The sequence below is a fragment of the Pseudomonas sp. TE12234 genome, from assembly GCF_054061835.1.
In genome coordinates this window covers 146,034-170,681 of sequence record NZ_JBSSEP010000009.1, presented here as the reverse complement: position 1 = coordinate 170,681, position 24,648 = coordinate 146,034, and the positions used below count along the sequence as shown (strand labels likewise).

Genomic DNA, 24,648 nt, shown 5'->3' with positions numbered 1-24,648 from the left:
GCCCTCAAATGAAACCATCTGATGCTGTTAAAGGTAAGGCAGATGAAATCAGAAAGACCATAGAGTCCTACGGATTTGTGGCGCCCGGGATTTTTGGATCGACAGCACGTGGAGAGGATGAAGAGGGAAGTGATCTCGATCTGCTAGCGACCATTCCAGAGGGCATGGTCGGTCTGATTTCGCTGTTTGACATCGCCAATATGCAAGACGAACTCGAGCTGATGCTCGGCGTGGTTGTTGATTTTAATGTCGAAAACAACATGCCAGAAATCTACAGGGCGTCGATTGAACTTGAGATGATCAAGCTGTAGTGGGGGTTCCACATTGACCACCTGACTGACTTAACCGGACAAGTTAAATGGTTGAGCGAGTAGCAGCCAGGTACTCAACGACTTGCTCGAGTCCCGTTTGGCGCGCAATGAGATCACGTGGTCGACCACTCAGGCCGCGATTCTCGCTGCTTAGCCAGATCTTTGCATTTTGTTCGGTTCCTGCAAGCGCGAGCAATGACTGATACAACTCGACAAAAAGCAAGGCTCGGCCCCACGCTTCAGTGCCAGGTTGAAGCAATTCATGTCCGTGGTGTAGACGCAGCACATTGGAAAACTGCTCGCCCAAAACCGCTGATAGCTCAGTGTCATCAAGCCCCAGCCCTTCTCCGGCTCGGATAAAAGCTTTGCTAAGCACAGCGTTTTCAGCGCTCGATGTGACTGGTTTCATGCTCCACCATATGATCTGTGATGACCGAGTTTATTTATCCACCTTCATCGAACAGTATGGCCGCTTCTGACCGGTGAACGGCTCCAATAGCCATGCGATCGATGGTCTGTAACGTAACTTTATGCGCTGTAACACTGCTTACGTTACAACGCACAAAACTACGTTACAGACCCCAGAAGGCGAGGGGGGGCGAAGGCAAGCGGAGCGCGCAGGCGTGAGCATGGAAGCCCGCCAGGGCCAAGACTAGCTCCTGCGCTGGCTTGGTTTACGACAGCCGCCCCGGCAGGGTACGTACAGGGACTACCGTTCGATGGTCTTTTCGACGGTCGCTCTATATCTCGCCATCGCCAATCATCAGCGACCTTCTCGCATTTGCATGTGTTTTCCACCGTCGTAGGAGGTGAACCAGATGGTTATCAACACTGGCTAAAAATAAATTCTAATTCTCGCTAAAGGTTTTCGAAACCCGAACCGTTGTTCTCATTAGGGATAGATAAATTTGAGAGAAAGCTAATGAGCGCAGCAACGATAGGCAGTGAGTTTCGGTACGAAATAACGGAAGAATTCAATTGGCTAAACGATGTCGAAGACTTCTATGAAGCATCCATTGCAACAATGGACGGTTCAGTCATCACGCTCGCGCTTGATGACTTCGTACAGCGTTACACCCCAGCACAAGCAGCACAGGTTACTCGCTGCCTGTTTGAAGCACTTGGGGCAGCACAGACAGTGAGGCCATACCTTTGCTCGAGTGGAGATGAAGCGTTACGCAAAAATTCTTATGAGGACGCCTTCGACCACTTTGCGCAGGATCCGAGGCCCCAGAGTGAGACCCTTCCAGATAGGCCGAATGTGATGACTCCATTGAACCGACTGGGTTATCTGTACATAGCCGGTGGCAAATATTCCGAACCACAGCCTCACATTGAATTTACTGAGGACGATGAAGCCATCTATGAGATGGTCGTGGCATGTGAAAGTGGAGACAGTTTTGAGATGCGTTTTGGAATGTTCAGCATGCGTTTCAATGCAGAGCAGGCGCTATGGCTTTGGTTTCACATGTCGTTGGCAGCTAATGGCTTGGGGCAACATCGCTGGGTAGGGACAAATTCAAAGCGAGTTGGTTAGTGCGGTTGGATAACCTGAATAGCAAGCGGCGCGCGCAGGCGTGAGGATGGAAGCCCGGAGGGCCGAGACGTCGGCGCCTGCGACGAGGCTCGGTTCACGACAGCCGCCCCCGGAGGGGCACGCAATAACTGACGACAGGGGACAACCGAGCACACGTCTGATCAGATATTGCGCTGCAGATCCTCGAGCTGCCGGTGCTCATCAGTGGACAGCAACTCCACTGGATCCAGAGCATCGTTTGAACTGAAGTCATACGTTCTTCCGTCAGGGGAGTAACAGCTGTCGCAGTAGTCGAGGTCGCCGGCATCATTGAAGAATGTGATCACCCAGCCATCCACCTCCACAGTCATGAGGCCGCAGTAAATGTCGTTCCAGCTCGTCTCGGTGATGCGGCGCATTGTTCGTGACGCGATAGCTGCGTCATGCAGTACCTGGTAAACCTCTCGAGCTGTGAGCATTTTTGAATTGGGCACGGCATTTCTCTCAAAACAGTGGGGCTTAACTTAAGCGTTGGCTTGATCCTCGGCAATTTTGCGCGTCGACAATCACGAGCTATTGCATTCCGGGTATCGGCCCCAGGTGCACACGTATTCCCAAAGCAATTTTCGCTCAAGATGCTTGATGTATGCCCTGGTGTAAGGCTCGCCCATGTCTACCGGGCACGCAGAAACCCAAAGATGTTCAAGCGGAGTCGTCTCCAGCAACGTCGTCCGAAAGGTATTGCCACCTGAGTGACCTGGTCGCTCGCTGAAAGCCGAGATGTGGAACTGTCGAAGCCGGTCGGCAAGGGTTTGGCCAGTGGTTTCACCGATGTAGATGATGAAGTCATTGTTAACGCGAAAGTTGTCAGGCTTGCGCTTGCTTCGAGCTATGAAGTAAACGCCAGGGAAATCTTTTTTTGGAAGATCACTGCGATTCGACCAGGGTAGCCAATCACAAAATCCTACTTCACCTTGCATAGAAATTATTTGTCCCTTTTCAGTGTGACGAAATGCCGAAGCTTTAAGCGCGCCGCTATGACTTTTTCCTGGATCGCTATGGGGTCTATGGACATGGCCTTCACATATAGCAAGCAGGGTAACACTGGCGGTTGGTGACGTGCGGAACCGACCGGGGCAGAGCAGAATACCTGTAGGCCTCGCATTCCTATGGGGGGCGGGCTCCAGATAACGAGTTAGAAAGTCAGTTCTACGTGAATAGATGGTGTTCGAAAAACGGATTCCTACCGAGCATGCTGCCCGATAGGTCGCTAGCATGATGGTCTTTCTTCCTGCTTCGAAGTCAATGACCACGACGTGAACCTGTGGCCTAGACGTTTCTGGCAAGGGCTCGATTAATGTTCTACGAGTTTCGTCAGCTGTACGCGGTATAGCGTCTCGCTACCAGGATCTAAACACGAGTGTGAGGCCTCGTGATGGGAGAGAGCACTCAGGCTATCTTTTTCAGGTTGGGAGGAGGGTGCTCAAGTTCGACTTCAAAGGCAGCACTTAACTTTTCGCTGCCGGCTACGCTGGTAAGGCTTTCAGCTAGTAGGGGTAGACGTTGACGGCGCGGCCCCTGGTTGAGTGCAGGATCGTCTTGCCTTCACGCTCTGTCACCATGGTGCAACCCTTGGGCGACCAGTCACTGCAGGCCTAAGACTTGCTGTCTAAATACCCCTAAGCTCGCTACCCAGTTACGAGAGATGGCATCAAGCGTAATGGCTAGGTCACGGCAGCACTCTGGTGTGAAGAATGACGGCATATCCTCTTGGGCACTGACATACTCAAGAATGTTGCCGTGGCACAGGGTGTGCCGAACCCGGACGAGTTCAACGTTCTGGCGGGTAGGTAGATTGGCTTCGAAATCGTACTCAGCTGGAAATGCTAATCCGTCGATTGAAATGCCATTGGCCCTAGCTTGACGCAGCAGTGAGTTACTCAGCAGCGAGATATCGTCAACGTTGTAGACTTGAGCAGGTTTTTTCACTTGAGCCATCGTATTGCGAAGCGAGGCCTCGATTCCGGTGAGAAATCCCGTACAAGCTGGCAAGTAGAGCTCAAGCTTTAGGGCGTCATACGCTTGGATAAAAAGCCAATGACTTTCTGCACCCAGCGAATGCTGGAGCCAATAGCTGCGCTCGTCAAAGTCCGCACGCTGATTTCGCAGAAAGTCCTCAAGCTGATGCTCGTCGCCTAGGAGCTTGTGGCGGTCATTCACAATGGTTGCCTCATCACAATGGGGTAGGAAGACGGCGGGGTGTAGGCGGCCCCGCAGCAAAGCTGTAAATCTACACCAAACGCGCGGGACGGGACGTCATAGGGTGTTCGGGTGGGAGACCCATTCGAGTACCTCATCAACACCTGGGCGATGGGCTTGGGCGCGCAGGGCCTTACCAATCCGGAATGGAGCGTCCTCTCTACAGCGTTCTGCAAACCGGACGAAATTTTTATCCGCGGAGATGATGACTTCCGCGTCAACCAAGTGCGTCGCCAGTCGAGCATCACCAGGCGTGCCGGTGGTGATCTGGTGCCATGCTTGGAGAAACTCGAACGACCCACGTAGCCATTGCCGCGGAACTGCTGCTGGATCGAGCTCATGCAGCCATAGCCGATTCATCGACTCGGTTGATGAAAGCATGGCGGGCACGTCGATCTCGCTGTCAAGCCACTCTCTGATTGCACTCGCGTAAATCTGAAGCTCGGACTTGAACATATGCAGGCTAGGTACCCGCCAGTAGTGCACAGGTTTGCCCGTCCAGCCTGGCGTGTCTATGTTCTATCGGCTCGTGGAAACTCGGTTTGCTTATGGAAAATTCGAACTGCCAAGGGTACCGAGCCGCACCGTCGTCTCGCTCATACAGCTCGATGAAATGACTGAGCGTAATGTCCTGCTTGAGGGGCTTGATTGCGGCGTTCGAGGCGCTGGGGTCTGCCATCAGCCGGAAGACCTCCTGAAGCGTCTTCAGGCCTCTGTTCGAGCAGTTCATATCTACCCAATGACGCATCTCATGTGCTAAAGGGGCCAGTACCGTGTGGGCGCCATCGACCAGCAACAACCCAGCGTTCCACTCGGGGTTGTAAACCGCATTCGCGAGGGTCAAGAGATCAGGCTGTTCGGCTCTTTTCAGCACGATGGTTTGCGTGAAATGGTCGTAATACGCAAGGCTGCTTTTTTGAGGTTGATGCCGGGCATTTGACGAGTCCGTGGGCCAATGCGGGAAGAAGGGGCACGAATTTTATACCGAAAGGAACTGTTTCCAGTTATCCATGTTGCTGCGTCGAAGATCCGCTCTTTCAGGGCTTCCTAAACCGGTGAAGCATGGAATCGAGGGCTGCAGCGTATGGACAGGGGCTAGGTGTGGGGCGATGTTGGTGGAGAACCCCTTGGGAATGGCTCACCTGGCTCGCACAACTGAGATACCACTCATTTATCGATGATTCAACCGCATGCGTAGCCTTGATTTAGCCGGAGTTTGCGCGGAGTGGAGATTTTAGATTCATCTCTCTCCACGGAGCTCCTGAGCCTCGAGAGAAGTAACTAGGTTAGGGCGTTTTGTGGAATGAAATCAACCTCGCTCCTTCATACCTAAGCGCTTGATAGAATGCATCCGCTCTTGGTCATGAGAGTGATAATAGGTGTCTTGGGTGGTACTCAGGTTGCTATGACGAAGATCTAGCTGCAGGTCTTTAGCTTTGCGAAAAGGAGCGTCGAAGGTTGCCGACGTATGTCTGAGCCAATGAGCTGACGCTGACCGGAGACTGTTCATCTCGTACGCCTCGCGTTCTTCTGCCTTCATTTTAGCCAGAGCATTGTCAAAAACGGATTGGAGGAGGGTGCGTACTTGTCGTCCAGACAAGCCCGCTCGGCCATCCAATGTCGTGAGTAGAGGGGTTCGCTCGTTTTCGGCCGGTAGGTGGGGCAGACCGAGAAAGACGCGGTAACGTTTGAGGTATCGGTCAACGTACTCGTCCCGAACTGCAATTTTTCCTGGTTTGTTGCCTTTCCCGATCACGTGGTAACACCAGTTGCCTTCAGGGTCTTGGCGAAAATCTCCCATGCAAGGCTCCCAGTTCGATCGGCCAACCAGATCAGAGATCCGGAGATACATGGCGAAAAGGGTAGCCAGGATGAAGAGGGTGCGTTCATGTCGAAGTGGCTCAGCCGAAGCCATTGCCTCCGCCGTCTCAAGCACGTAGTCCCATTGTAATGGCGTCAACGCACGATTCTGGGCATCGCCAGTGGGACTGCCGGTAAAGTCCTGCTTATTTTTTACGAGCCTGAAGGGATTTAGGCTCACCAGGTTATCTTCGGCCAGAAATTCATAAAAACTGCTGCAAACCGAGAAAATCTGATTCATGGTTCCTTTGGAAGCTGCGTACGTCTGAACAGTATCAACGTGGGTGCTTTCCTTATTAGGCTTTTGACTGAAGGGTTTCCAATTTGGATTCGGGACTATGGGATACACCGCAGCGGTTTCAGCATCTTTATTAGCGATGAAACGGCCGCGTGTAACTGATCCGATCCACTCTAAAGGTGGATTTCTACAGAACTTTAAGTAGGCCTCAGCATCTTGACGCTTTAAGACGAAGATTGATTTTTGCCTGACAATCAAAGCCCAAAGAAGTAACCGCTCAACGTGAGTCCTATATGAATTGAATGTCTGCTCACTGCCTTCGTATGCGCGTAAGAACGAGCGCACAGCTCTATAACCTGAAGATGCACCAAATGCGGCGGGGAAACTTTCGATATAGTTGCTCACAAAACTTATAGATGAACTATCACTTAAGAAGTCTTGATCTAAAAAAGCCTCAAAGGTTTCAAATAGTGGGTTTGGGTCAAAAACCATTTTCGATCACCGACGCCAGGAATTAAGACTTCCAGTTCTGACAGTTACTGGAAGTTTGCGACTCCCCCGGTGCTACCGATAAGGGGATGCAAGGACGAAATAATCCTAGCGCCTGATTTTTTGTCCCGCAACTGTACTTCAAGAAAAAAATATCGTCGACGATGTTGACAACTTTTAAAGTTTGCCTTATTGGCGGCTAGAGCAATTAATTAATTATATATTGCCAATTTTCTTATTAGGGGAGAAATATTATTTAGGTATTGACAGTCCAGTCAATTTACGCACATTTACTTAAAAATTGACGTGGTTTGAATCGGATACTTATTAAATATCTACTGAGAAACAATTGATGCTGATTTCGTATAGTCATTGTTCGTAGGGAAAGTGTCCGCTTTTATTTTCATTACTCGCTTTTCGTTTTTTGTCCAGATTACTGCAAATTGGCTGGAGCCTAGAGAAACGGGCTTGAATCTGTGTGTGAGGAAGCCAGGGTTTCTGATTTTGTCTTGAATTTTATCGCATTGAAGGAAAAGGCATCCTTAGGACTTATCCTAAGTCGGGCGTGCCTGAGTAATCGAAAGTAGCTCTCGAAGGGCAACCATTTACCCACAGCCCTTGGTAGGCTTGGGCTGCAGCATGCCAGTGCAACCGCTGAACGAACTCAGGCGTATGCGATACTCTGACGCCGTCATGCTCTAATTCCCGGTTTGTGTCCAGAATAGGCCGCACGGTGTACCCGCCAGAATTTGTCCAGAAATGAGCAAATCTTATTGGAGACCGCGGGTTTTCTGGATTCCCAGTAAGTGATGGCTAGTGCCGACAATCGAGAAGTGTCCAGAATGCCGAAGAATTGATTGAAAATGTTCAAACAGTCTCTTGAAGACGAAACCATAAAAAATCAATGAGTTACGGAAATAGAATCGGAGCCAAAGTGTCCGTAATTCATCGGATTACAGCGATCCTTACCGTTTGCTTAAACGCTGCAAGCTAGGTGGTTCAAGGGCTGTAGGGATGTAGGGGGCGTCGGTGTCCGAAATTCGCGACGGTGACACCACATTTAAAAAACTCAGTCCAATCTATAGAAAATCCTGACAGCCTTGGAGGGCCCGGCCTGACACATCATTTAACATAATATACATTATGCGTAATGACGCTCGCTGGCTTGGGAGGCTCTTTGGCCAGATTTGAAGGCAGGCACAGCCTCTTACGCATCACCTGGTCCAGCTTGCTGCTTGGAGATGCAACTCACAATGAATGCATCCTGCGATCCGCGCTCCTTGTGATAACCAACCGCATTGGCCAACGTCCACCGCAGCATCCTCATCAGAACCGCATCAGAAGATTTCGCGCTGTTGGACTCGTATGGGTACCGACTGTTGGTGAACACACTTCGATATTTTTCAAAGCATTCTTCTTGGCTATTCAGTGCCAGGCTGCGCCGAATCTGTTCAGGAACGGCATGAAACATCGTTAGCAAATCATGCCAATCAACACGTTGGCTGCGGTCAGTTTTCCCCGAGTGCTGGTCAGGGATCGAATTAAAGCTTTTTAGCAGGATTTCCATACCGATCGCTACATTGACTTGCGCTACGTGCGGTAGATATTGCGCATCCAGCAGTTCGGCCGCTTTGAGGTAGCTGTGCGCGCTTTCGAGCATCCAGCCCGGAAAGTGATCCATTTAGGTCTTTCCCCTAATTGGTAAATGCTGATTCTTACCTTGAGCGACATCGTTCATTTGTGAAAGATGCGTTCAACAATGAGCTACGCTGCCCTTTAATGCTTTTTAGTTATAACTAAACTAAACATCTATTTAGTTGAGCTATTTCACAAGTGCCCTCTGAACATTATGGTCCGATCTTCCGCCTGCCCTCCATTTCCATTGTCGATGACATTTCAATGAGTTGCAGCTCATCCTTCACGCGGGGTGGCTGCTCTCTGATTCATGGCTGAACGCCCTGCGCCATAGGGTTCACGATGTGCGATTCAGTGCCAAGTGCTGTTCCAGTGCAAGCACATTCCGTGTCGTGGCGTGTACTGCGTCTGGATTGAGACTCATCGAATCGATACCTATCTCCACCAGATATGCGGCCATCTCGGGATAATCAGACGGCGCCTGCCCACAGATTCCAGAATGCCGGCCGTTGTGCTTTGCGCCCTCTACCGCCAGGCGAATCAGTTGTTTCACACCAGGATCGCGCTCATCAAAATCGCAGGCGACGATCGCCGAATCCCGATCCACGCCAAGCACCAGTTGAGTCAGGTCGTTGGAACCGATGGAGAAGCCATCGAACAGTTGGGCGAACGCATCAATCTGGATGACATTGTTGGGTATCTCGCACATGACATAGATCTCCAGACCATTTTCGCCACGCTCAAGGCCGTGGCTGGCCATCGCCTGCAACACCCTTTCCCCCTCCCCCACGGTGCGGCAAAAGGGATCATCAACTTGACGTTCGTCAGGCCAATCTTTTCGCGCGCCCATTTCATTGCCGCGCACTCCAGTGCAAAACCTTCGGCATACGCCGGGTGGGTATAACGGATAGCGCCACGAAAGCCGAAGAGGATGGTCAGTCAACGCTGACGGGCGCTTGTCTTGAATCCTTAACGGTACATGCGTCCCATCAGTGCGCCAACCCAGGGTAGAGTCGTGTGGCGAGAAACAGGAGCATAGCAAACACAAACAGCATCACCGCAAAACTGGTACTCACCGCGTAGATACTCTGGCCACCGACGATCATGGCTCCGCGCAATGCATCCACCGGTAGGTCGGCGGGTTACACACGGCAACGATCTTCAACCAGCCCGGCATCAGCTCCAGTGGGTAAATGGCGTTCGATGCAAAGAACAGCGGCATCGAAGCCCGCCACGGTGGCCGAGCCGGAGCTGGCATCGAGCAACGTAGTGAGGATTTTGATTGCCGTACTTTTTCCCGCGCCATTGGGACCGAGCAGGCCGAAAATATGCCCCTGGGTCACTTCAAGCGTCAAACCATCAAGTGCCGTGAGGTGATCGAAACGCTTGCTCAATGCCTGGGTGGTGATTGCGAACGACGCATGTGTATCGGTCATGCTTACACCACTCTGCTCGGTAAGGTCAGTGACAGGAGCAACTTACTGTCATCTGACCACGCCGGCCTGCTGTTGATTTAAATCAAATCAAGGCATAACCGCCCTCCCGTTGGACCTGACGCCTCAAAGGCTTTTGGGGTCGTGCCTGGACCGTCAGTGCGCAGCAAGGTGATGCACAGATCAATATCGTTGAGAGACTCAGTCACACAGTGGATCGAGCGTCATTTTCTTGCATCCAAGTGCCCGGCGTTTCCTGATCTGATCAGGCCGTCACGTTCGACTCGGGGGAGATGAACTTCATTAGCACTGCGACCCGCTAGCCAAGCGAGCACAGACGCCGCAACCAACACGGTTGCGCTTAGCTCGAATGTGGCTTTATAACCGCTCAGATCAAAGGCCAGGCCGCCGATGATGGCCCCTGCGGCGATAGCCAGTTGGACAATGGCCACGAGCAGGCCCCCACCGGCTTCAGCATCATCCGGAAGCGTTTGCGCCAGCCATGTCCACCATCCAACGGGAGCAGCAGTAGCGACCAGCCCCCATCCTCCGAGCAGCACGGCGGTCAGCAACGGCGAAGCGCCGTAGTTCACTAGCGCCAGTGCTATGACAGCCATGATCAGAGGTATAACCGTCAGCGTGCGATAGAGGCCATTGCCGATGAATCTTTCGATCAGAAAGGTCCCGATAAAACCTGCCAGTCCCAGACCCAACAGCATCAAAGACAATGTTGAAACGCTGACGCCGGTGACGACCTCAAGAAATGGGCGCAGGTAAGTGAACAGCATGAACTGCCCCATGAAAAATACGCTGACGGCGACCATTCCCAATGCTACTGGCAACCGCTTCATCAGCCGCAGGGCGTTGCCGCTACCTGCCTGGCGCTCGGCCTTGAAGGATGGAAGGCTTATCAGCAGCCACACGGCCGCCAGCGCTGCGACAGGAACAACACAGAAGAATGCGCCACGCCAGCCGATCAGCGAGCCAAGGAAGCTGCCCGCCGGGGCTGCGATTACCGTCGCCAGAGCATTACCACCATTGACAATGGCCAGCGCTCGGGAAATCTGGTCCGGCGGTATCAGACGCATTGCGGTCGCCGCCGACAATGACCAGAAACCGCCGATGGCTATGCCGATCAAGGCACGCCCAAGCATGAATGAGGGGTAGCCCGGCGCGAGCGCGACGACCGTACCTGACACAATCATCAGCAAGGTCAGACACAGCAGCAGCTTCTTGCGCTCGACGCGAGCGGCGATCGCTGCAATGACCAGGCTTGTGATCAATGCGAATGCGCCGGACACGGAAATACCCTGGCCGGCCTGACCTTCCGTGATATGCAGCTCTGCCGCAATGGGCGTCAGCAGGCTGACGGGCATGAATTCTGAAGCGACCAGGGCGAATGCGGCCAACGACATGGCCAGCACGGCGCTCCAGCCGCGTTTCTCCGTAGAACGAGAGGTCATTGGAACTACCTGTGGTGCGAAAGGCGTGTTGGTTTTGCGAGGTGGCAAACGAGGCAAGAGTCGTACGCTTCGGTTTAAGCGAACAGCCGAAGTCAATGCCCGGACGTGCGGTTTTTCACTCCGCCAGTGTCGCGTTGTCGATCACGAAACGGTATTTGACGTCACCCTGGAGCATCCGCTCGAACGCCTCATTGATGTGCTCTGCACGTATCAGCTCGATGTCCGAAACGATGCCGTGTTCGGCGCAGAAATCGAGCATCTCCTGGGTTTGCGGGATGCCGCCGATCATCGATCCGGCCAGGGTGCGACGTTTCATGATCAGGTTGAACACGTTGGGCGATGGATGTGGCGAGGCTGGCGCTCCCACCAATGTCATCGCGCCGTCGCGCTTGAGCAGCACCAGCAAGGCGTCCAGGTCATGGGGGGCGGCGACTGTGTTGATGATCAGGTCGAAGCTTTTAAGGTGCGCGGCCATTTGCTGCGCATCGCTTGAGACCACCACTTCATCGGCGCCAAGGCTTTTGGCCGCCTCACGTTTGGATTCGGACGTGGTGAAAGCGACCACATGCGCGCCCAACGCATGGGCCAGTTTGATACCCATGTGACCCAGGCCACCGATGCCCACCACACCCACTTTCTTCCCGGGGCCCGCGTGCCAGTGACGCAGCGGCGACCAGGTGGTGATGCCCGCGCACAGCAGCGGCGCAACGGCAGCCAGTTGTGCCTCGGGGTGGCGAATACGCAGTGCGTAGCGCTGATGCACAACGATCGCTTGCGAATAACCACCGAGCGTCCAGCCTGGTGCGTCCGGAGTCGGAAAGTTATAGGTGCCAACCATGCCGTCGCAGTAGTTCTCAAGACCTTCAGCACATTCCTCGCAATGTTTGCAGCTGTCGACGATACAGCCCACTCCGACCAGATCACCCGGTGCGAACCCGGTGACCTTCAGGCCTACGGCTGAGACACGACCGACGATCTCGTGACCGGGCACACAAGGGTATTTCGTACCTTCCCATTCGGCGCGCAGCTGGTGCAGGTCCGAGTGGCAGATACCGCAATAGGCAATCTCGATCTGCACATCTTCCGGGCCGGGATCGCGACGCGTGATGCGCAGGGGTTCAAGCGGTTTGTCGCCCGCATGGGCGCCATAAGCGAAGACTTGCATTGAGGCTCTCCTGTGACTGATCGGCACATTCTCCCGGTCGATCCGCCTCTGCCCCTAGTGCATTCCTCTTGAATGCTTGCCTAATCCTGTGGGGATGCAGGGTGGTGGAGAGGAAACGCCTTTTCAGCGGATTAAAGTTCGGTCAACAGGAGCGCCCCGACATGATCCCTACCCCGCTGCGCCATGAATCACCTGTCGTCCGCCCTGGAAGGCGCCCTCGCTCGCAGTTCAGCGGTGAATATGGCCGCCTGTTCGGTACCGCGCCCAGTCGTGACATTATGGGGCGAGTATTTCCTGAAGAAATTCAATGAACACATTGATGCGACTGGAACCACGATGATTGGGCAGGTACAGCGCATTGATACAAGTGCTCGCACTGCCAGGGTTGACTTCATACTGTTCCAGCACGCGCGTCAGGCGACCTGCACTGACATCGTCACGCACCAGCCAATCGGCCAATAGCGTCACCCCTCCCCCGGCTAACGCCGCCTCGCGCAGAATGTCGGCGTTGTTGCTTTGCAGCCGTCCCTGCACATTCAAGCGAATGATTTCCTCATCACCCTGGAATGTCCAATTGTGGTGGCCCGTGCGGTAATCAAAACGCAGGCATTGATGCTCCAACAGGTCATGGGGGTGTCGGGGCAGCCCGGTACGCGTCAGGTAATCGGGGCTCGCCACCACCCAACGCTGGAAATCGCCCAGCCGCTTGCTGACGATGTCATCACTGACGACCGATGAACCCAGACGCACTGACACATCTATTTGCTCGCTGAGCAGGTCACTGACCTCGTCGCTCAACGAGAGGCTGATCTCAAGGCCAGGATGACGATCCAGCAGTCGCCCCAGATGAGGAGCAATGATGCGTCGGCCGAATTCCACCGGGACGCTGGCCCGTAAGCGCCCTTGAGCTTCGCTGCCACGATCGGTCACGACGGCATCGGCTTCATCGATGGCCTCCAGGATCGCCACTGCCTTTTCGAAGTAGTTCTGTCCCGCTACCGTGACGCTCGTGTTGCGCGTGGTGCGGTTCAGCAAACTGGCGCCCAGCTCGCTTTCCAGCCCCGCTACCTGTCGGGTCACAGACGAAGTGGAGATGCCAAGCTTGCGCGCCGCTGACGAATAACCACCACAGCGTACGGTTTCGACAAACATTTTGAGCGCCAGCAACTTATCCATAAGCGGAGTCCAGGATCGAAAAGGAACGGTAATGACTGTGCACGAACTGGCGTCGTACGTCTTGCATGGCTGTGCTCAATCAGTCGTGGATTAAAGTCGATAGGCGCCGCTGAATCAGGATGGCGTGATGCCCATGATCCGATTACCCATGCACCCCCCCCAGTCGCCCATGCGCCTGCCCTCTGCAAGTTGCTGGCTTTGCCAGGCCTGCAGGGCTTTATCGAGGTCGCCAGTGTCGTCGATTGCCTGAGCCAGGAACAATGCATTGCGTGCCGCTTTGGCCGTGCTTCCGGCGGTATGAGGACGCGGTACAAAAGCGGCATCGCCGGTCAACAGCACGCGTCCGAACACCATTTGTGGAACATTCAGATCAAGAATCGCCTGGACAAAAATGTCCTTTGTCTGGCGAATCAGTTCGCGAAAAGCCGGGTTTGCATGCCTTTCGCCCATTTCCCGTATGTAAGCCTCCTGATCCGCCGCCAACGCCCCTGGTGGAATGGAGTGACTACGCCGCAGGCCGTCGCGATCAGTGAGTACGGCGTCCAGCTCCGGCCCTTGCGTGGCTTTCAAATACCATAGCCAGTTGAACCGTCGCTCGCCAGGCTCAACGGAGCCATTCAAACCCGGCACCATGTATTCGAGCATCAGCGATCCAGGGTCCTGTTGAAAGACAAAATCCTCGTAAAGCTGGGTCTTGGCGAAGTCTGCAAGCCGATTCTCATCAACAAGCCCACGCCAAACCACATAGCCCGAATAGCCAGGTTGTGCCCCGGGCAACACCATGCTGCGCACGGATGAACCGGCACCGTCGGCCCCGACCAGCAGGTCTGCCTCGGCACGACTGCCATCGGCAAAAAAAGCGGTCACTCGGTGCTCATTCTGAGCCAGATCCACCAGCGTCTTGCCACGGTGATAATGCTCGGCAGGAAACGCCGAAGATAATGAGCCGTACAGTGTGTTCCAGGACGTCTGCGTTTGCGGCATCGGTTCTTTATGCACGACGGTGCCGGCTCGATCCAGATACAGACGATCATGGGACCGGACACCCAACGCACGGGAATGCTGGATGCCCGCATAGCGAAAATGCTGCAAGACATCCCCTTGCAGAACAATGCCACCGCCACGGCTATCCATTGCCGCGGGGGATCGCTCGAAAACATCGACTTGCCAGCCAATTGCCCGCAACGCCGTGGCGGCAAACAGGCCGCCCAGTGAACCACCGATGACCAGGGCCTTCGGACTATCCGGACTCTTCATTACCTTTCTCCTTGCGAAGTGGTGATTCCCGAACCAACCGGTTTTGTGCTGCGTTATGCCAGTGCCGGATAGTCGATGTAGCCCTTGGCGTCGCCGCCAAAAAAGCTGTTGCCGTCCGCCGGGTTGAGTTCGGTACGCCCGCGCAGGCGAGCCGGCAAGTCGGGGTTGGCAATGAACGGGCGACCGAAAGCGATGAGGTCGGCACGCCCTTGCGCGATGGCCTGTTCAGCGGTCTCTCCGGTGTAACCTCCCGCCAGCATCAGCACACCGTGGAAGTCAGCGCGCAGCTGTTTGATGATGGCGTCCCAGCGTGGATCATTACTTTCATCGAGCACCGTGCCGACCATCATCGGTTCCACCAGGTGCAGGTACGCGAGATTCCATTGATTGAGCCGCGAAGCAATGTAGCCAAAGGTCTGTTCCGGGGTGTCATCGCCCATCCCCATGAAACGTCCCATCGGTGTCAGGCGCACAGCAACGCGTTCGGCGCCTATTTCTTCGGTCACCGTCTGCACGACTTCGAGCAGCAGCCGCGCACGGTTCTCAATACTTCCACCGTAGCGATCGCTCCGCTGATTGCTGTCGCTGTTGATGAATTGGTCCAGGAGGTAGCCATTACCCGCGTGGATTTCCACACCGTCCATACCGGCCGCAAGCGCATTGCGCGCGGCCTCGCGGAAGTCGGAAACGATCACTTCGATCCCCGCAATGTCCAGTTCCTGAGGGACAGGTACATCACCCCAAACCCCCTCACCTTTCTCATTGAGGATAAAGGTCTTGCCGGGGACCGGCTGCGCGGTCGGTGCTACCGGTAAGCCGCCGTCGGGTTGAAACACCGGGTGTGACACCCTCCCCACATGCCAGAGCTGCAGGAAAATGCGCCCGCCCTCTGCATGCACGGCATCGCTGACCGCTTTCCAGCCCTGAATCTGCTCATCGCTATGGATGCCCGGCGTCCAGGCGTACCCCTGACCCTGCTGCGAAATCTGGGTCGCCTCGGTGATGATCAACGCGGCACTGGCGCGCTGGCGGTAGTACTCGACGTTCATTGATGTCGGCACGTTGCCGGGTTGCCCCGCCCGCGAGCGAGTCAGAGGGGCCATGGCGACACGGTGATCAAGGTTGAGTTGACCGAGTTTGATTGGGCTGAACAAGTGATGGGACATGATGATTTCCTGTAGGGATCGGTATTGAACAAGCGGCTCAAGCGGCCTGGTTTCGTTTCAGTATCTGAATCATGATTTCGCTGGGTTGCGCGCCGCTGATCACGTCACCCGCAATCTGGATACTCGGCACCGAGCGCACCCCGGACGCCTTGCTTTGCGCTTCGAGGTTCAAGACTTCAGCCGTGCCTGCATCGGTGTTGAGAAAGTCGACAATGGCCTTCCGGTCCAGTCCTGTTTCGCCAGCGATATCGGCCAACACATTGAGGTCGCCGATATTCCGCCCCTCGCCGAAGTAAGCCTTGAAAATGGCCTTGACCAGGCATGAAGCGTCTTTACCCGCCTGTTGCTCGCGCCATACCAAGCGATGCGCTGCCAGGGTGTTGGGGGTTGTTTCGACACGCTCATAATGGAAACCAAGACCGACGGCCTTGCCGGCGTGGGTGACCTGCGCGTCCATGGCCTGGCTGCGCGCCCAACTGCCGAATTTGCCCGAACGGTAGACTTTGCGATCCACGCCTTGAACGGGCATGTCCGGGTTCAATTGGTAAGGCAGGAAACTGATTTGACGGTCAGTTGAAAAACCCGAAGCGGCCAGTGCGCGTTCGAGATTCACCTCACCGATCCAGCACCATGGGCAGATGAAGTCGTAAGTCACTTGAATGGTGGTTGAGTGCAAACTCATGACGGCCTCCGTGGTTGAATGTTTTCACACCCCCAAGGTAAGCGTCCGACGCCAGCCGGAGTATCCACCTGCCGCGCAACGTTGCTTTTCGCAAAACGCAACGCTGAGGTGATCTGCGCGTCGGCTCATGGCCGCCGTTGCGCCCGGCGCAATGTAGCGTTGCGCCATGATGGACTACTCGATCCCAAGCGCCCTGTCTAAGCTCACCGAGCTGAAAGTCGCCGTACGCCAATCGCACGCGGCGGATTGAAAAATCTGTCGTTCACTCGGTTCGAGAGGTAAGGCGATGAAGCGCAAGACGATCATCGGTGCCGTTCTGGCGCTTGGCGTGGTGGGGGCAGGGTTCGCGCTCTGGATGATGTGGAGGCCGGAAATCGCTGCTGTCAGCCAGCCTCAGAGTGCCGGACGCGACACCCTGGACAGAGGCCGGCGCATCGTCGAAGCGGGCGACTGCGCGGTCTGCCACACGCGACCAGGAGGCGATTACATGGCGGGCGGCTTGCCATTGATCACGCCCTTCGGAACACTCTTCACCACCAACATCACCCCGGACCCGGAAACCGGTATCGGCAAGTGGTCGCTGCCGGCCTTTGAACGAGCCATGCGTGAAGGCATCGCCCGCGACGGTCACTTCCTCTACCCGGCCTTCCCCTACGTGCATTACCGAAAGTTGAGTGATGCCGATATCGCGGATGCCTACGCCTTCCTGATGAGCGTGGACCCGGTCAAATACACCGCACCTGATAACCACATGGTTTTCCCCATGAACTTCCGTGCGCTGGTGTCGTTCTGGAACTTGCTGTTCCTGCATGGGGATCCGCTGGAACCGCTTCCCGACCGGTCTGCGCAATGGAACCGCGGACGCTATCTGGTCGAAGGCGCGGGACACTGTTCGTCCTGTCATTCGCCCTTGAATCTGATTGGCAGCGAAAAGAGCAGCGAGCTGTTCAACGGCGGTATCGTCGACGGCTGGATCGCCCCTTCGCTACGCGGGATGGCCGAAGCGCAACACCCCTGGAATGAAACCCAGCTAGTCGCCTATCTCACGGGCAAGGTTGCCGAAGATCACGGTGCGGCGGCGGGCCCGATGCTGCCGGTCAGCCTGAGCATCGCGCAATTGCCGGCCGAAGATGCCCAGGCCATCGCCCACTATATTCTCGACCTCAAGCAATCCTCCTCGGTTGCGACGTCACCGCCCTGCCCGCCTGTGACCAACTCCACTGCCAAGGCTTTGCCGGGCGCGTCGCTGTTCGACGGTGCCTGCGCAAGTTGCCATGGCTCCGCCGCCCCCATGCGCGCCATTGAATCGAGGCCTGCGCTGGCAAGCACCAGCGCAGTCACGGCGGACTCGCCACGAAACCTGATCCAGACCGTCCTGAAGGGCATCCCGATGTCCACCTCCGACTCCAGCCACTACATGCCTGGCTTCGCCGACAGTCTGGATGACACCCACCTCGCCGCCATCGCCGAGTACTTGCGCAACGAGAGCTGCCCGACCAGACCCTGGACGGACCTCGACAAGACAATCAAGAGCATTCGAGCTCAGGAGTAGCCACCGTGATCACACTCGACATCAACGGCAAGACTCATGAACTGGACATCCCGCAAGACATGCCGCTGCTGTATGCCCTGCGCAACGAGGCAGGACTCAATGGCGCGAAATACGGCTGCGGGTTGGGTCAGTGCGGCGCTTGCACCGTTTTAGTGAACGATAAACCGGTGTTTTCATGCCTGACGCCTTGCGGCGCGCTGGAGGGCAAGTCCGTGCGCACCGTGGAGAGCCTGGGCAGTGCCGACAAACCGGGGCCGTTGCAGAAAGCCTTTATCGACGAGCAGGCGGCCCAGTGTGGTTATTGCATCGCGGGGATGATCGTACGGGCGCAGGCTCTATTGGAGGCCAACCCTCATCCGGACGATGACACGATCCGTCGCCACATGGCGCCCAACCTGTGCCGCTGCGGCACCCATGTGCGGATCCTCGCCGCCATCAAATCGGTCATCGCGCAGGGAGCCAAGGTATGAAGTCCTCAACGCAAAACGTCGATCTGAGCCGCCGCGCCTTCGTGATAAACGGCGCGTTGGTGATGGGGTTCGCCATGCTCCCGGGTATCCCGCGAGCCTTCGCCGACACGGAAGTGGACACCTTGGGTACGGCGATCCTGGCGCCTGATTTGCCCGGCAGCCTGCGGGCCACGCCGTATCTGGACGCCTGGATCCGCATTGATGCGAAAGACGGCATTACCGTCTATACCGGCAAAGTGGAGCTGGGCACTGGCGTCAAGACCGCGCTCCTGCAGATCGCCGCGGAACGCCTGGAAGTGTCACCGGGTCTCATTCGTTTTCTCACGGCCGACACTGCGCTGACGCCCAATGAGGGTTACACCGCCGGCAGCCATACCATCGTCGACAGCGGTACTGCACTGTTCAACGCTGCGGCCCAGGTGCGTCAGTTGTTACTCGAATCCGCGGCACGCCAATGGCAATCCAACATCGACAGCCTGAGCACACGGGACGCGGTGATTTACGATGGTCAAGGCCGCAGCATGACCTACGTACAAGCGGTGGTCGGGGTTCAATTGCATCGCTTCGCCTCGGCCAGTTCCCCCTTCAAGCCAGCCAGCAGCTTCACCCTGATCGGCCAGTCATTGCCTCGGCTGGACATTCCGGCCAAGGTCAGCGGAGGTGCGGCCTATGTGCAGGACATACGCCTGCCGGACATGCTGCATGCACGCGTGATACGCCCACCCCGGCGCGGCAGTCAGCTACTGGGCATTGACGAGGCCGCCCTCAACAAACTCCCCGGTGTGGTGAAGCTGGTCCGCAACGGCAGTTACCTCGCTGTGGTCGCCACCAATGAGTGGCTGGCGGTCAAGGCCATGCGCGAAGGCTACGCCGCTGCCCGCTGGACCGAAGGTAATCCGTTACCTGACTCGACACACATCCATCAACTGCTTACCGAGCTGCCAGCGCGGCGCTACCCGGTGAGTACCAAGGGTCACCTCACGCAACCTGAGCCCCGTGGGTACAAGGCACGGGTGACCAAGCAATACCTGATGCACGGTTCCATCGGACCGTCTTGTGCGGTGGCGTGGTTCAAGGATGGGACGCTGACCGTCTGGACCCATACGCAAGGTGTTTATCCGCTGCGCAATGGCATTGCCGAGATGCTGGGGTTGCCCGTGCAGCAGGTGCGCTGCATCCATGCTGAAGGCTCCGGCTGCTATGGTCACAACGGCGCCGATGACGCTGCCGCCGATGCCGCGTTGATCGCCATGGCCCTGCCTGGCAAACCCATACGGGTGCAATGGATGCGCGAACAGGAAAATCTCTGGGAGCCCTACAGCTCGGCAATGCTGGCCGAAGTCGAAGCGGGACTGGACGACAGCGGCCGTCTGCATGACTGGAAATACGAGCTCTGGAGCACTCCGCACAACGAACGCATCGTCAATGCCGGGCGCCTGCTGCCGGCGTGGCTATTGGCCAAACCCTTCACCCCTGCGCCTTCGGTTCCGATCGCCCAACCCGAGGGTGACGGCGACCGTAACGCGGTTCCGTTGTATGAGATTCCCAATCTGCTGGTTGATCTGAATTTTGTGCTGAGCATGCCGTTCAGGACCTCGGCCATGCGTTCGCTGGGTGCCCATATCAACGTGTTCGCCATCGAAAGCACGGTGGATGAACTGGCGGCCCGGGCCGCTGTGGACCCGGTGCAATTTCGCCGGAATCATTTGAGCGACCCACGTGCACGGGCGGTGGTGGATCGGGTGGCCAGTGCGTTCCGCTGGCCGCAAAAAGCAACAGGCCCTGGCAGCGGAATCGGATTCGCCTTCGCCCGCTATAAAAACATCATGGGTTACTGCGCCATTGCCGTGCAGTTGCATGTGCAGCGCCAGACCGGGCAAGTGACGATTGATCGGGTGGTGGCGGCCGTCGATGTGGGTCAGATTGTCAGCCCCGATGGGCTGCTCAATCAGATTCAGGGCGGCATCGTGCAGTCCGCCAGCTGGACGCTCTATGAACGAATCCTCTATGACGCCAGTGGCCTGCATAGCTTCGATTGGAGTGGCTATCCGATCATGCGTTTTTCCGAGGTGCCGAAGCAGGTCGAGATCCACATGCTCGATCAGCCGGACCAGCCATTTCTCGGTGCTGCGGAAATCGTCCAGGGCCCTATGGCCGCAGCGCTGGGTAATGCCATTAAGGATGCCACCGGCAAGCGTTTGCTCGATTTGCCACTGGCTCGACGAGGCTGGCAGGATGCGTTGGGATCGTGAGCGGTCCTGACGGTCTGAATCGGTCGGCTGTCGCACACTTGGAATAAAAAAAGCGGTGGAGGATCACTCGCACCGCCCTACCCCATTCAAGGGAAATGTTTCTCTTCTATAAAACATGCCGTTGGAAGAGAACGGCATGTACACGCAACACTTCTTAAAGCGCTGCCTGTCGGTTAAGCGGGCAGTTAACCCGCCAAATATAGTTTCAACTCCACTCTACCGAATACCGCTTAAAACAATGCCAATTGGTAATTAATGATGATCCGGTTTTCATCCTGTTGCCGAGTGTTCGGAATGTTGTTTCGTACCATCGCGTTTTTCCACATGAGGCTAACCCCTTTCAACGGTCCCGATTGCACGACATAGGCCAGCGTTATATCGCGTTCCCATTCACTGGAATGGCTGGAAGCGATGGTATTGATGTCATCACCTTTAACGTAAACAACCCCCGCCGTCGCACCAGGCAAGCCCAGTGTCGCGAAGTCATAGGCGTAGCGTGCTTGCCAGGACTTCTCGCCCGCGTGCACGAATTTCTGAACCTGCATTTCCGTGATGGTGTAAGTGGACGGACCGTCACCCTGGTTTAAATAAGGGAAATCGCTTTTTCCGTTGCTGACCTCATAGCCGGCTCCGAAGGTGTGACCGGCAACGGCATAGGTCAATAGTCCACTGAACAGGTTGTTGTCGACTTTGCCTTTTATCGTATTACCGCCGTAGTAGCCTGTCGTAAAGTACGCAGGGTCATGGCCGTTTGCACCATCGTCCCGGCTATTGAAATATCGAAGATCACTGGTCAGAACGCCCGAACCGATGGCCCAATTATGAGTCAGCCCGAGAAAGTGTTGCTTATAAAAGTCTTCAAGGTTGCCGTAATAATATTGCAAGGTCAGATCTTTGCTCAGTTTGTAATCGCCCCCCGCATAAAGGAATTTATTACTGAAGCGCCCGGTGACAGGGTTGTTGGCACCCGCAATGGACATGTTTTCGTTATTGCTGGAGTTACGCCCCTTGACCCCGTCAATTTGCCCTCCTGTCAGGGTCAGGTCCTTGATGTCCGCGGAGGTCACCTGGGCCCCTTGCCAGGTTTGCGGCAGCAGACGCCCGTCATTGCTGAAGATAACCGGCAGTTTCGGGACCAGCGTGCCTAGCTTCAACTCGGTCCTGGAGATCTTCACTTTCCCGGTCAATCCCAGACTGGAAAAATCGTCAACCGCATGGTCGCCGTCGCTTGGAAACACTACGCCTCCGAAGTTGTTACCCGTTGGATTGCCATGTTTACCAGTGCTTGAATCGAGCTTGACACCCAACATGCCTAACGCATCGACACCGAAGCCTACAGGCCCTTGGGTGTATCCGGAGATATATTCCAACTGGAAAGCCTGTCCCCATTCCGCTTGATAACTTTGATTGGCGGCTTTCTGCGCGGGTGTAGCGGAATCACGATAATCGCTGTTGATATAGTAATTACGCAATTTAAGCGCTGCCTTACTATCATCAATGAAACCAGCCGAATGGGCTTGCTGCGCCAATACGCACAGGGCAGCCGCAAGGGTCAAAGTACCTTTCATTTATGAGCACTCAAGTTGTGGTTATTGTTTTTGTATTCACGGGTCAGCGGTTTTTCAGGCGCACATGCCCCAGCCGCACAGGCAGCATGAGCGCCGTTATTCAGAAGTTATTTAATGAAGACAGCCACTACCGGGATCAATCCGCCTTGAGCAGGGACTTCCATGTTGCCGGCGTACCCAGTTCAGAGTCGACCAACTGATTTTCGAATTGATTGCGTTCACTGATGGCACTGGCGGAGCGATCGGTCATGGAAAACCAGAAAATACCGATGAATGCGACGGCCATTGAAAACAGGGCCGGATATTCATAAGGGAACCAGGCTTGCTGATGATGAAGGATCTTGACCCAAACAGTCGGACTCAGAATGCACAGGATGATGGCCGATACGAGTCCCAGCGATCCGCCAATCACGGCGCCACGGGTCGTCAAGCCTTTCCAGTAGATCGATAACAACAGCACCGGAAAGTTGGAACTGGCGGCGATGGAGAACGTTAAGCTCACAATGAAGGCGATGTTTTGCTTTTCAAACGCAATCGCCAGGAGGATCGACAACACACCCAGTACGATGGTCGTCACACGAGAGACGCGCATTTCGTCACGGTCGCTGGCGGTGCCACGGCGCAAAGCATGGGCATAGAGGTCGTGAGAAACCGCTGACGAGCCCGCCAGGGTCAACCCTGCCACCACCGCCAATATCGTCGAGAACGACACCGCACACATGAATCCGAGGAAGACATTACCGCCGACGTTATGGGCAAGGTGAATCGCGACCATGTTAACGCCACCCAATATTCCACCGGATGCATCGTGATAGGCCGGATTGCTCGCCACCAGGGCGATGGTGCCGAAGCCGATAATCACAATCAGCGCATACCCGATGCCCACAAGACCGGAAGCATAAAGAATGCTTTGGCGCGCGGCTTTGACGTCACCGACGGTGAAAAACCGCATGAGAATGTGTGGAAGACCCGCCGTACCGAAGACCAGTGCCAACCCCAGGGAAATGGCGGATACCGGGTCGGTGATCAAACCTCCGGGGCTCATGATTGCGCCATGGGATGGATGAACCTGGGTGGCTTGAGTGAACAATTGGTTCAGGCTGAATCCGAACTCGGACAACACCATGAACGCCATGAAGACGCAGCCAGTCAGCAGTAACACGGCCTTGATGATCTGAATCCAGGTGGTTGCCAGCATCCCGCCAAAGAAAACATAGATGACCATCAGCGTACCGACGAGCAGTACGGCCGCGGTGTAATCGAAGCCGAACAACAGTTCCACCAGTTTGCCGGCGCCAACCAGTTGCGACACCAGGTAAAGCAACACGATCACGATGGAACTGGACGCCGCAAAAGCCCGTATGGGTCGTTGCTTCAGCCTGTAGGACAGAACGTCCGCCAGGGTGTAGCGCCCAAGGTTGCGCAGAGGCTCCGCGATCAGAAACAGAATGATCGGCCAACTGGCGAGAAAGCCGATCGAGTAGATCAGTCCGTCGAAACCACTGGTAAACACCAACGCGGAGATGCCCAGTAAAGACGCTGCGGACATGTAGTCTCCGGCTATGGCCCAACCATTCTGGAAACCGGTGATTTTCCCCCCTGCGGCATAGTGATCGGCAACGCTATTGTTCTTGCGCGCGGCCCATCGTGTGACAAATAGAGTGAACACGACGAACGCCAGAAACATGCCTATGGCAATGGAGTTATGTTTGGGCACTGCGGCAGGGACATCGCTCGCGTATACGGTTGCCGAACCAAGGACGGCCGAGAATGCGATAAGAAGACGCTTCATTTGTTGAAGCTCCTGATGATTGTTTTTATTTTGGGGTCATAGCAGGTGTTGGTGCGCCATACGTAGACAGCCACGAGAAGCACCGTAAAGGCGAGCATTCCGAAACCAATCGGCACGCCCCACGTCATGGGTTGGCCTTCGGTGATCGGTGTACCCAGGCGGGAAGGAATAAAGGCCAGCGAAAGAATAAAACCGAAATATACCGCCAGCATGAGAGCCGTCATGCTCCACGAGAATATTCGTCGCTGTTTGACCAATGCACGAAACTGCGGGTTTTCCAGAATCGGATTTTGAAGCGTGCCTTCAAGCTGTTCAGCGGACACGGCCGGGCCACCGGCTTGCGGATATGCATGTTCCATGGTTC

General features: G+C 55.6%; 23 protein-coding genes. 6 read left to right on the top strand and 17 right to left on the bottom strand.

Annotation, left to right across the window (positions count from 1 at the left end; all coding sequences use genetic code 11):
- Positions 1-8 precede the first annotated feature (8 nt).
- Complete coding sequence (locus ACVWYU_RS16155; RefSeq protein ID WP_457373127.1) at positions 9-311, top strand: nucleotidyltransferase family protein; 303 nt, start codon at positions 9-11, stop codon at positions 309-311.
- Positions 312-354: 43 nt separating this feature from the next.
- On the opposite strand, the gene ACVWYU_RS16150 is transcribed toward ACVWYU_RS16155, so the two are convergent.
- Positions 355-720, bottom strand: a complete 366-nt coding sequence (locus tag ACVWYU_RS16150; RefSeq protein WP_457373126.1) for an antitoxin Xre/MbcA/ParS toxin-binding domain-containing protein — start codon at positions 718-720, stop codon at positions 355-357.
- 513 nt (positions 721-1,233) lie between these two features.
- Here ACVWYU_RS16150 and ACVWYU_RS16145 point away from each other — a divergent pair.
- Entirely contained in the window at positions 1,234-1,848 is a 615-nt protein-coding gene (locus tag ACVWYU_RS16145) for a hypothetical protein (RefSeq protein ID WP_457373125.1), read from the top strand.
- A 161-nt stretch (positions 1,849-2,009) separates the two neighbouring features.
- Here ACVWYU_RS16145 and ACVWYU_RS16140 read toward each other — a convergent pair whose 3' ends face one another.
- Entirely contained in the window at positions 2,010-2,306 is a 297-nt protein-coding gene (locus ACVWYU_RS16140) for a DUF7693 family protein (RefSeq protein WP_457373187.1), read from the bottom strand.
- Positions 2,307-2,579: 273 nt separating this feature from the next.
- Here ACVWYU_RS16140 and ACVWYU_RS16135 point away from each other — a divergent pair, with 273 nt between their 5' ends.
- The gene (locus ACVWYU_RS16135; RefSeq protein WP_457373124.1) at positions 2,580-2,777 is read left to right on the top strand and encodes a hypothetical protein; all 198 of its coding nucleotides are present in this window, start codon (positions 2,580-2,582) and stop codon (positions 2,775-2,777) included.
- 694 nt (positions 2,778-3,471) lie between these two features.
- On the opposite strand, the gene ACVWYU_RS16130 is transcribed toward ACVWYU_RS16135, so the two are convergent.
- From ACVWYU_RS16130 to ACVWYU_RS16075, 12 genes are all read right to left on the bottom strand, one after another.
- On the bottom strand, positions 3,472-4,047 hold the full coding sequence (locus ACVWYU_RS16130) for a hypothetical protein (RefSeq protein WP_457373123.1): 576 nt from the start codon (positions 4,045-4,047) through the stop codon (positions 3,472-3,474).
- A 96-nt stretch (positions 4,048-4,143) separates the two neighbouring features.
- Entirely contained in the window at positions 4,144-4,542 is a 399-nt protein-coding gene (locus tag ACVWYU_RS16125; RefSeq protein ID WP_457373122.1) for a hypothetical protein, read from the bottom strand.
- Positions 4,543-5,395: 853 nt separating this feature from the next.
- Positions 5,396-6,676, bottom strand: a complete 1,281-nt coding sequence (locus tag ACVWYU_RS16120) for a tyrosine-type recombinase/integrase (protein ID WP_457373121.1) — start codon at positions 6,674-6,676, stop codon at positions 5,396-5,398.
- Between the two features lie 1,204 nt (positions 6,677-7,880).
- A complete protein-coding gene (locus ACVWYU_RS16115) occupies positions 7,881-8,354 on the bottom strand; it encodes a hypothetical protein (protein WP_457373120.1) in 474 nt (157 codons plus the stop codon).
- A gap of 291 nt (positions 8,355-8,645) precedes the next feature.
- Positions 8,646-9,173 (bottom strand): putative PEP-binding protein, encoded by a 528-nt coding sequence (locus tag ACVWYU_RS16110; RefSeq protein ID WP_457373119.1) that lies wholly within the window; start codon positions 9,171-9,173, stop codon positions 8,646-8,648.
- 277 nt (positions 9,174-9,450) lie between these two features.
- The gene (locus ACVWYU_RS16105; protein WP_457373118.1) at positions 9,451-9,744 is read right to left on the bottom strand and encodes an ATP-binding cassette domain-containing protein; all 294 of its coding nucleotides are present in this window, start codon (positions 9,742-9,744) and stop codon (positions 9,451-9,453) included.
- Positions 9,745-9,965: 221 nt separating this feature from the next.
- A complete protein-coding gene (locus tag ACVWYU_RS16100) occupies positions 9,966-11,204 on the bottom strand; it encodes an MFS transporter (RefSeq protein ID WP_457373117.1) in 1,239 nt (412 codons plus the stop codon).
- 115 nt (positions 11,205-11,319) lie between these two features.
- Positions 11,320-12,369, bottom strand: a complete 1,050-nt coding sequence (locus tag ACVWYU_RS16095; protein ID WP_457373116.1) for an NAD(P)-dependent alcohol dehydrogenase — start codon at positions 12,367-12,369, stop codon at positions 11,320-11,322.
- 276 nt (positions 12,370-12,645) lie between these two features.
- Positions 12,646-13,545 (bottom strand): LysR family transcriptional regulator, encoded by a 900-nt coding sequence (locus tag ACVWYU_RS16090; RefSeq protein ID WP_090321857.1) that lies wholly within the window; start codon positions 13,543-13,545, stop codon positions 12,646-12,648.
- A 114-nt stretch (positions 13,546-13,659) separates the two neighbouring features.
- Positions 13,660-14,802 (bottom strand): FAD binding domain-containing protein, encoded by a 1,143-nt coding sequence (locus ACVWYU_RS16085; protein WP_457373115.1) that lies wholly within the window; start codon positions 14,800-14,802, stop codon positions 13,660-13,662.
- A 53-nt stretch (positions 14,803-14,855) separates the two neighbouring features.
- Positions 14,856-15,968 carry an alkene reductase gene (locus tag ACVWYU_RS16080; protein ID WP_457373114.1) on the bottom strand — a complete coding sequence of 371 codons (1,113 nt, stop codon included), beginning with the start codon at positions 15,966-15,968 and terminating at the stop codon, positions 14,856-14,858.
- A 37-nt stretch (positions 15,969-16,005) separates the two neighbouring features.
- Positions 16,006-16,650, bottom strand: coding sequence for a DsbA family oxidoreductase (locus ACVWYU_RS16075; RefSeq protein ID WP_457373113.1), 645 nt, complete (start codon positions 16,648-16,650; stop codon positions 16,006-16,008).
- Positions 16,651-16,936: 286 nt separating this feature from the next.
- Here ACVWYU_RS16075 and ACVWYU_RS16070 point away from each other — a divergent pair, with 286 nt between their 5' ends.
- Genes ACVWYU_RS16070 through ACVWYU_RS16060 form a run of 3 tightly spaced genes read left to right on the top strand, consistent with a single transcriptional unit; the run spans position 16,937 to position 20,924 of the window.
- Positions 16,937-18,202, top strand: a complete 1,266-nt coding sequence (locus ACVWYU_RS16070) for a c-type cytochrome (protein ID WP_457373112.1) — start codon at positions 16,937-16,939, stop codon at positions 18,200-18,202.
- 5 nt (positions 18,203-18,207) lie between these two features.
- Complete coding sequence (locus ACVWYU_RS16065; protein WP_457373111.1) at positions 18,208-18,672, top strand: (2Fe-2S)-binding protein; 465 nt, start codon at positions 18,208-18,210, stop codon at positions 18,670-18,672.
- The gene (locus tag ACVWYU_RS16060; protein WP_457373110.1) at positions 18,669-20,924 is read left to right on the top strand and encodes a molybdopterin cofactor-binding domain-containing protein; all 2,256 of its coding nucleotides are present in this window, start codon (positions 18,669-18,671) and stop codon (positions 20,922-20,924) included. The genes ACVWYU_RS16065 and ACVWYU_RS16060 overlap by 4 nt, the downstream gene beginning before the upstream one ends.
- A gap of 230 nt (positions 20,925-21,154) precedes the next feature.
- On the opposite strand, the gene ACVWYU_RS16055 is transcribed toward ACVWYU_RS16060, so the two are convergent.
- From ACVWYU_RS16055 to ACVWYU_RS16045, 3 genes are all read right to left on the bottom strand, one after another.
- Positions 21,155-22,492 (bottom strand): OprD family porin, encoded by a 1,338-nt coding sequence (locus tag ACVWYU_RS16055; RefSeq protein ID WP_090321877.1) that lies wholly within the window; start codon positions 22,490-22,492, stop codon positions 21,155-21,157.
- A 136-nt stretch (positions 22,493-22,628) separates the two neighbouring features.
- Entirely contained in the window at positions 22,629-24,284 is a 1,656-nt protein-coding gene (locus ACVWYU_RS16050) for a cation acetate symporter (protein ID WP_457373109.1), read from the bottom strand.
- The gene (locus tag ACVWYU_RS16045; protein WP_457373108.1) at positions 24,281-24,643 is read right to left on the bottom strand and encodes a DUF485 domain-containing protein; all 363 of its coding nucleotides are present in this window, start codon (positions 24,641-24,643) and stop codon (positions 24,281-24,283) included. Before ACVWYU_RS16045 ends, ACVWYU_RS16050 begins: the two co-directional genes overlap by 4 nt.
- Positions 24,644-24,648 lie beyond the last annotated feature (5 nt).

Excerpts from the sequence above, each read along its gene's own strand:
- ACVWYU_RS16155 (WP_457373127.1), top strand. The coding sequence starts at position 9 with ATGAAACCATCTGATGCTGTTAAAGGTAAGGCAGATGAAATCAGAAAG.
- ACVWYU_RS16150 (WP_457373126.1), bottom strand. The coding sequence starts at position 720 with ATGAAACCAGTCACATCGAGCGCTGAAAACGCTGTGCTTAGCAAAGCT.
- ACVWYU_RS16145 (WP_457373125.1), top strand. The coding sequence starts at position 1,234 with ATGAGCGCAGCAACGATAGGCAGTGAGTTTCGGTACGAAATAACGGAA.
- ACVWYU_RS16140 (WP_457373187.1), bottom strand. The coding sequence starts at position 2,306 with ATGCTCACAGCTCGAGAGGTTTACCAGGTACTGCATGACGCAGCTATC.
- ACVWYU_RS16125 (WP_457373122.1), bottom strand. The coding sequence starts at position 4,542 with ATGTTCAAGTCCGAGCTTCAGATTTACGCGAGTGCAATCAGAGAGTGG.
- ACVWYU_RS16120 (WP_457373121.1), bottom strand. The coding sequence starts at position 6,676 with ATGGTTTTTGACCCAAACCCACTATTTGAAACCTTTGAGGCTTTTTTA.
- ACVWYU_RS16115 (WP_457373120.1), bottom strand. The coding sequence starts at position 8,354 with ATGGATCACTTTCCGGGCTGGATGCTCGAAAGCGCGCACAGCTACCTC.
- ACVWYU_RS16105 (WP_457373118.1), bottom strand. The coding sequence starts at position 9,744 with ATGACCGATACACATGCGTCGTTCGCAATCACCACCCAGGCATTGAGC.
- ACVWYU_RS16100 (WP_457373117.1), bottom strand. The coding sequence starts at position 11,204 with ATGACCTCTCGTTCTACGGAGAAACGCGGCTGGAGCGCCGTGCTGGCC.
- ACVWYU_RS16095 (WP_457373116.1), bottom strand. The coding sequence starts at position 12,369 with ATGCAAGTCTTCGCTTATGGCGCCCATGCGGGCGACAAACCGCTTGAA.
- ACVWYU_RS16090 (WP_090321857.1), bottom strand. The coding sequence starts at position 13,545 with ATGGATAAGTTGCTGGCGCTCAAAATGTTTGTCGAAACCGTACGCTGT.
- ACVWYU_RS16085 (WP_457373115.1), bottom strand. The coding sequence starts at position 14,802 with ATGAAGAGTCCGGATAGTCCGAAGGCCCTGGTCATCGGTGGTTCACTG.
- ACVWYU_RS16080 (WP_457373114.1), bottom strand. The coding sequence starts at position 15,968 with ATGTCCCATCACTTGTTCAGCCCAATCAAACTCGGTCAACTCAACCTT.
- ACVWYU_RS16075 (WP_457373113.1), bottom strand. The coding sequence starts at position 16,650 with ATGAGTTTGCACTCAACCACCATTCAAGTGACTTACGACTTCATCTGC.
- ACVWYU_RS16070 (WP_457373112.1), top strand. The coding sequence starts at position 16,937 with ATGAAGCGCAAGACGATCATCGGTGCCGTTCTGGCGCTTGGCGTGGTG.
- ACVWYU_RS16060 (WP_457373110.1), top strand. The coding sequence starts at position 18,669 with ATGAAGTCCTCAACGCAAAACGTCGATCTGAGCCGCCGCGCCTTCGTG.
- ACVWYU_RS16055 (WP_090321877.1), bottom strand. The coding sequence starts at position 22,492 with ATGAAAGGTACTTTGACCCTTGCGGCTGCCCTGTGCGTATTGGCGCAG.
- ACVWYU_RS16050 (WP_457373109.1), bottom strand. The coding sequence starts at position 24,284 with ATGAAGCGTCTTCTTATCGCATTCTCGGCCGTCCTTGGTTCGGCAACC.
- ACVWYU_RS16045 (WP_457373108.1), bottom strand. The coding sequence starts at position 24,643 with ATGGAACATGCATATCCGCAAGCCGGTGGCCCGGCCGTGTCCGCTGAA.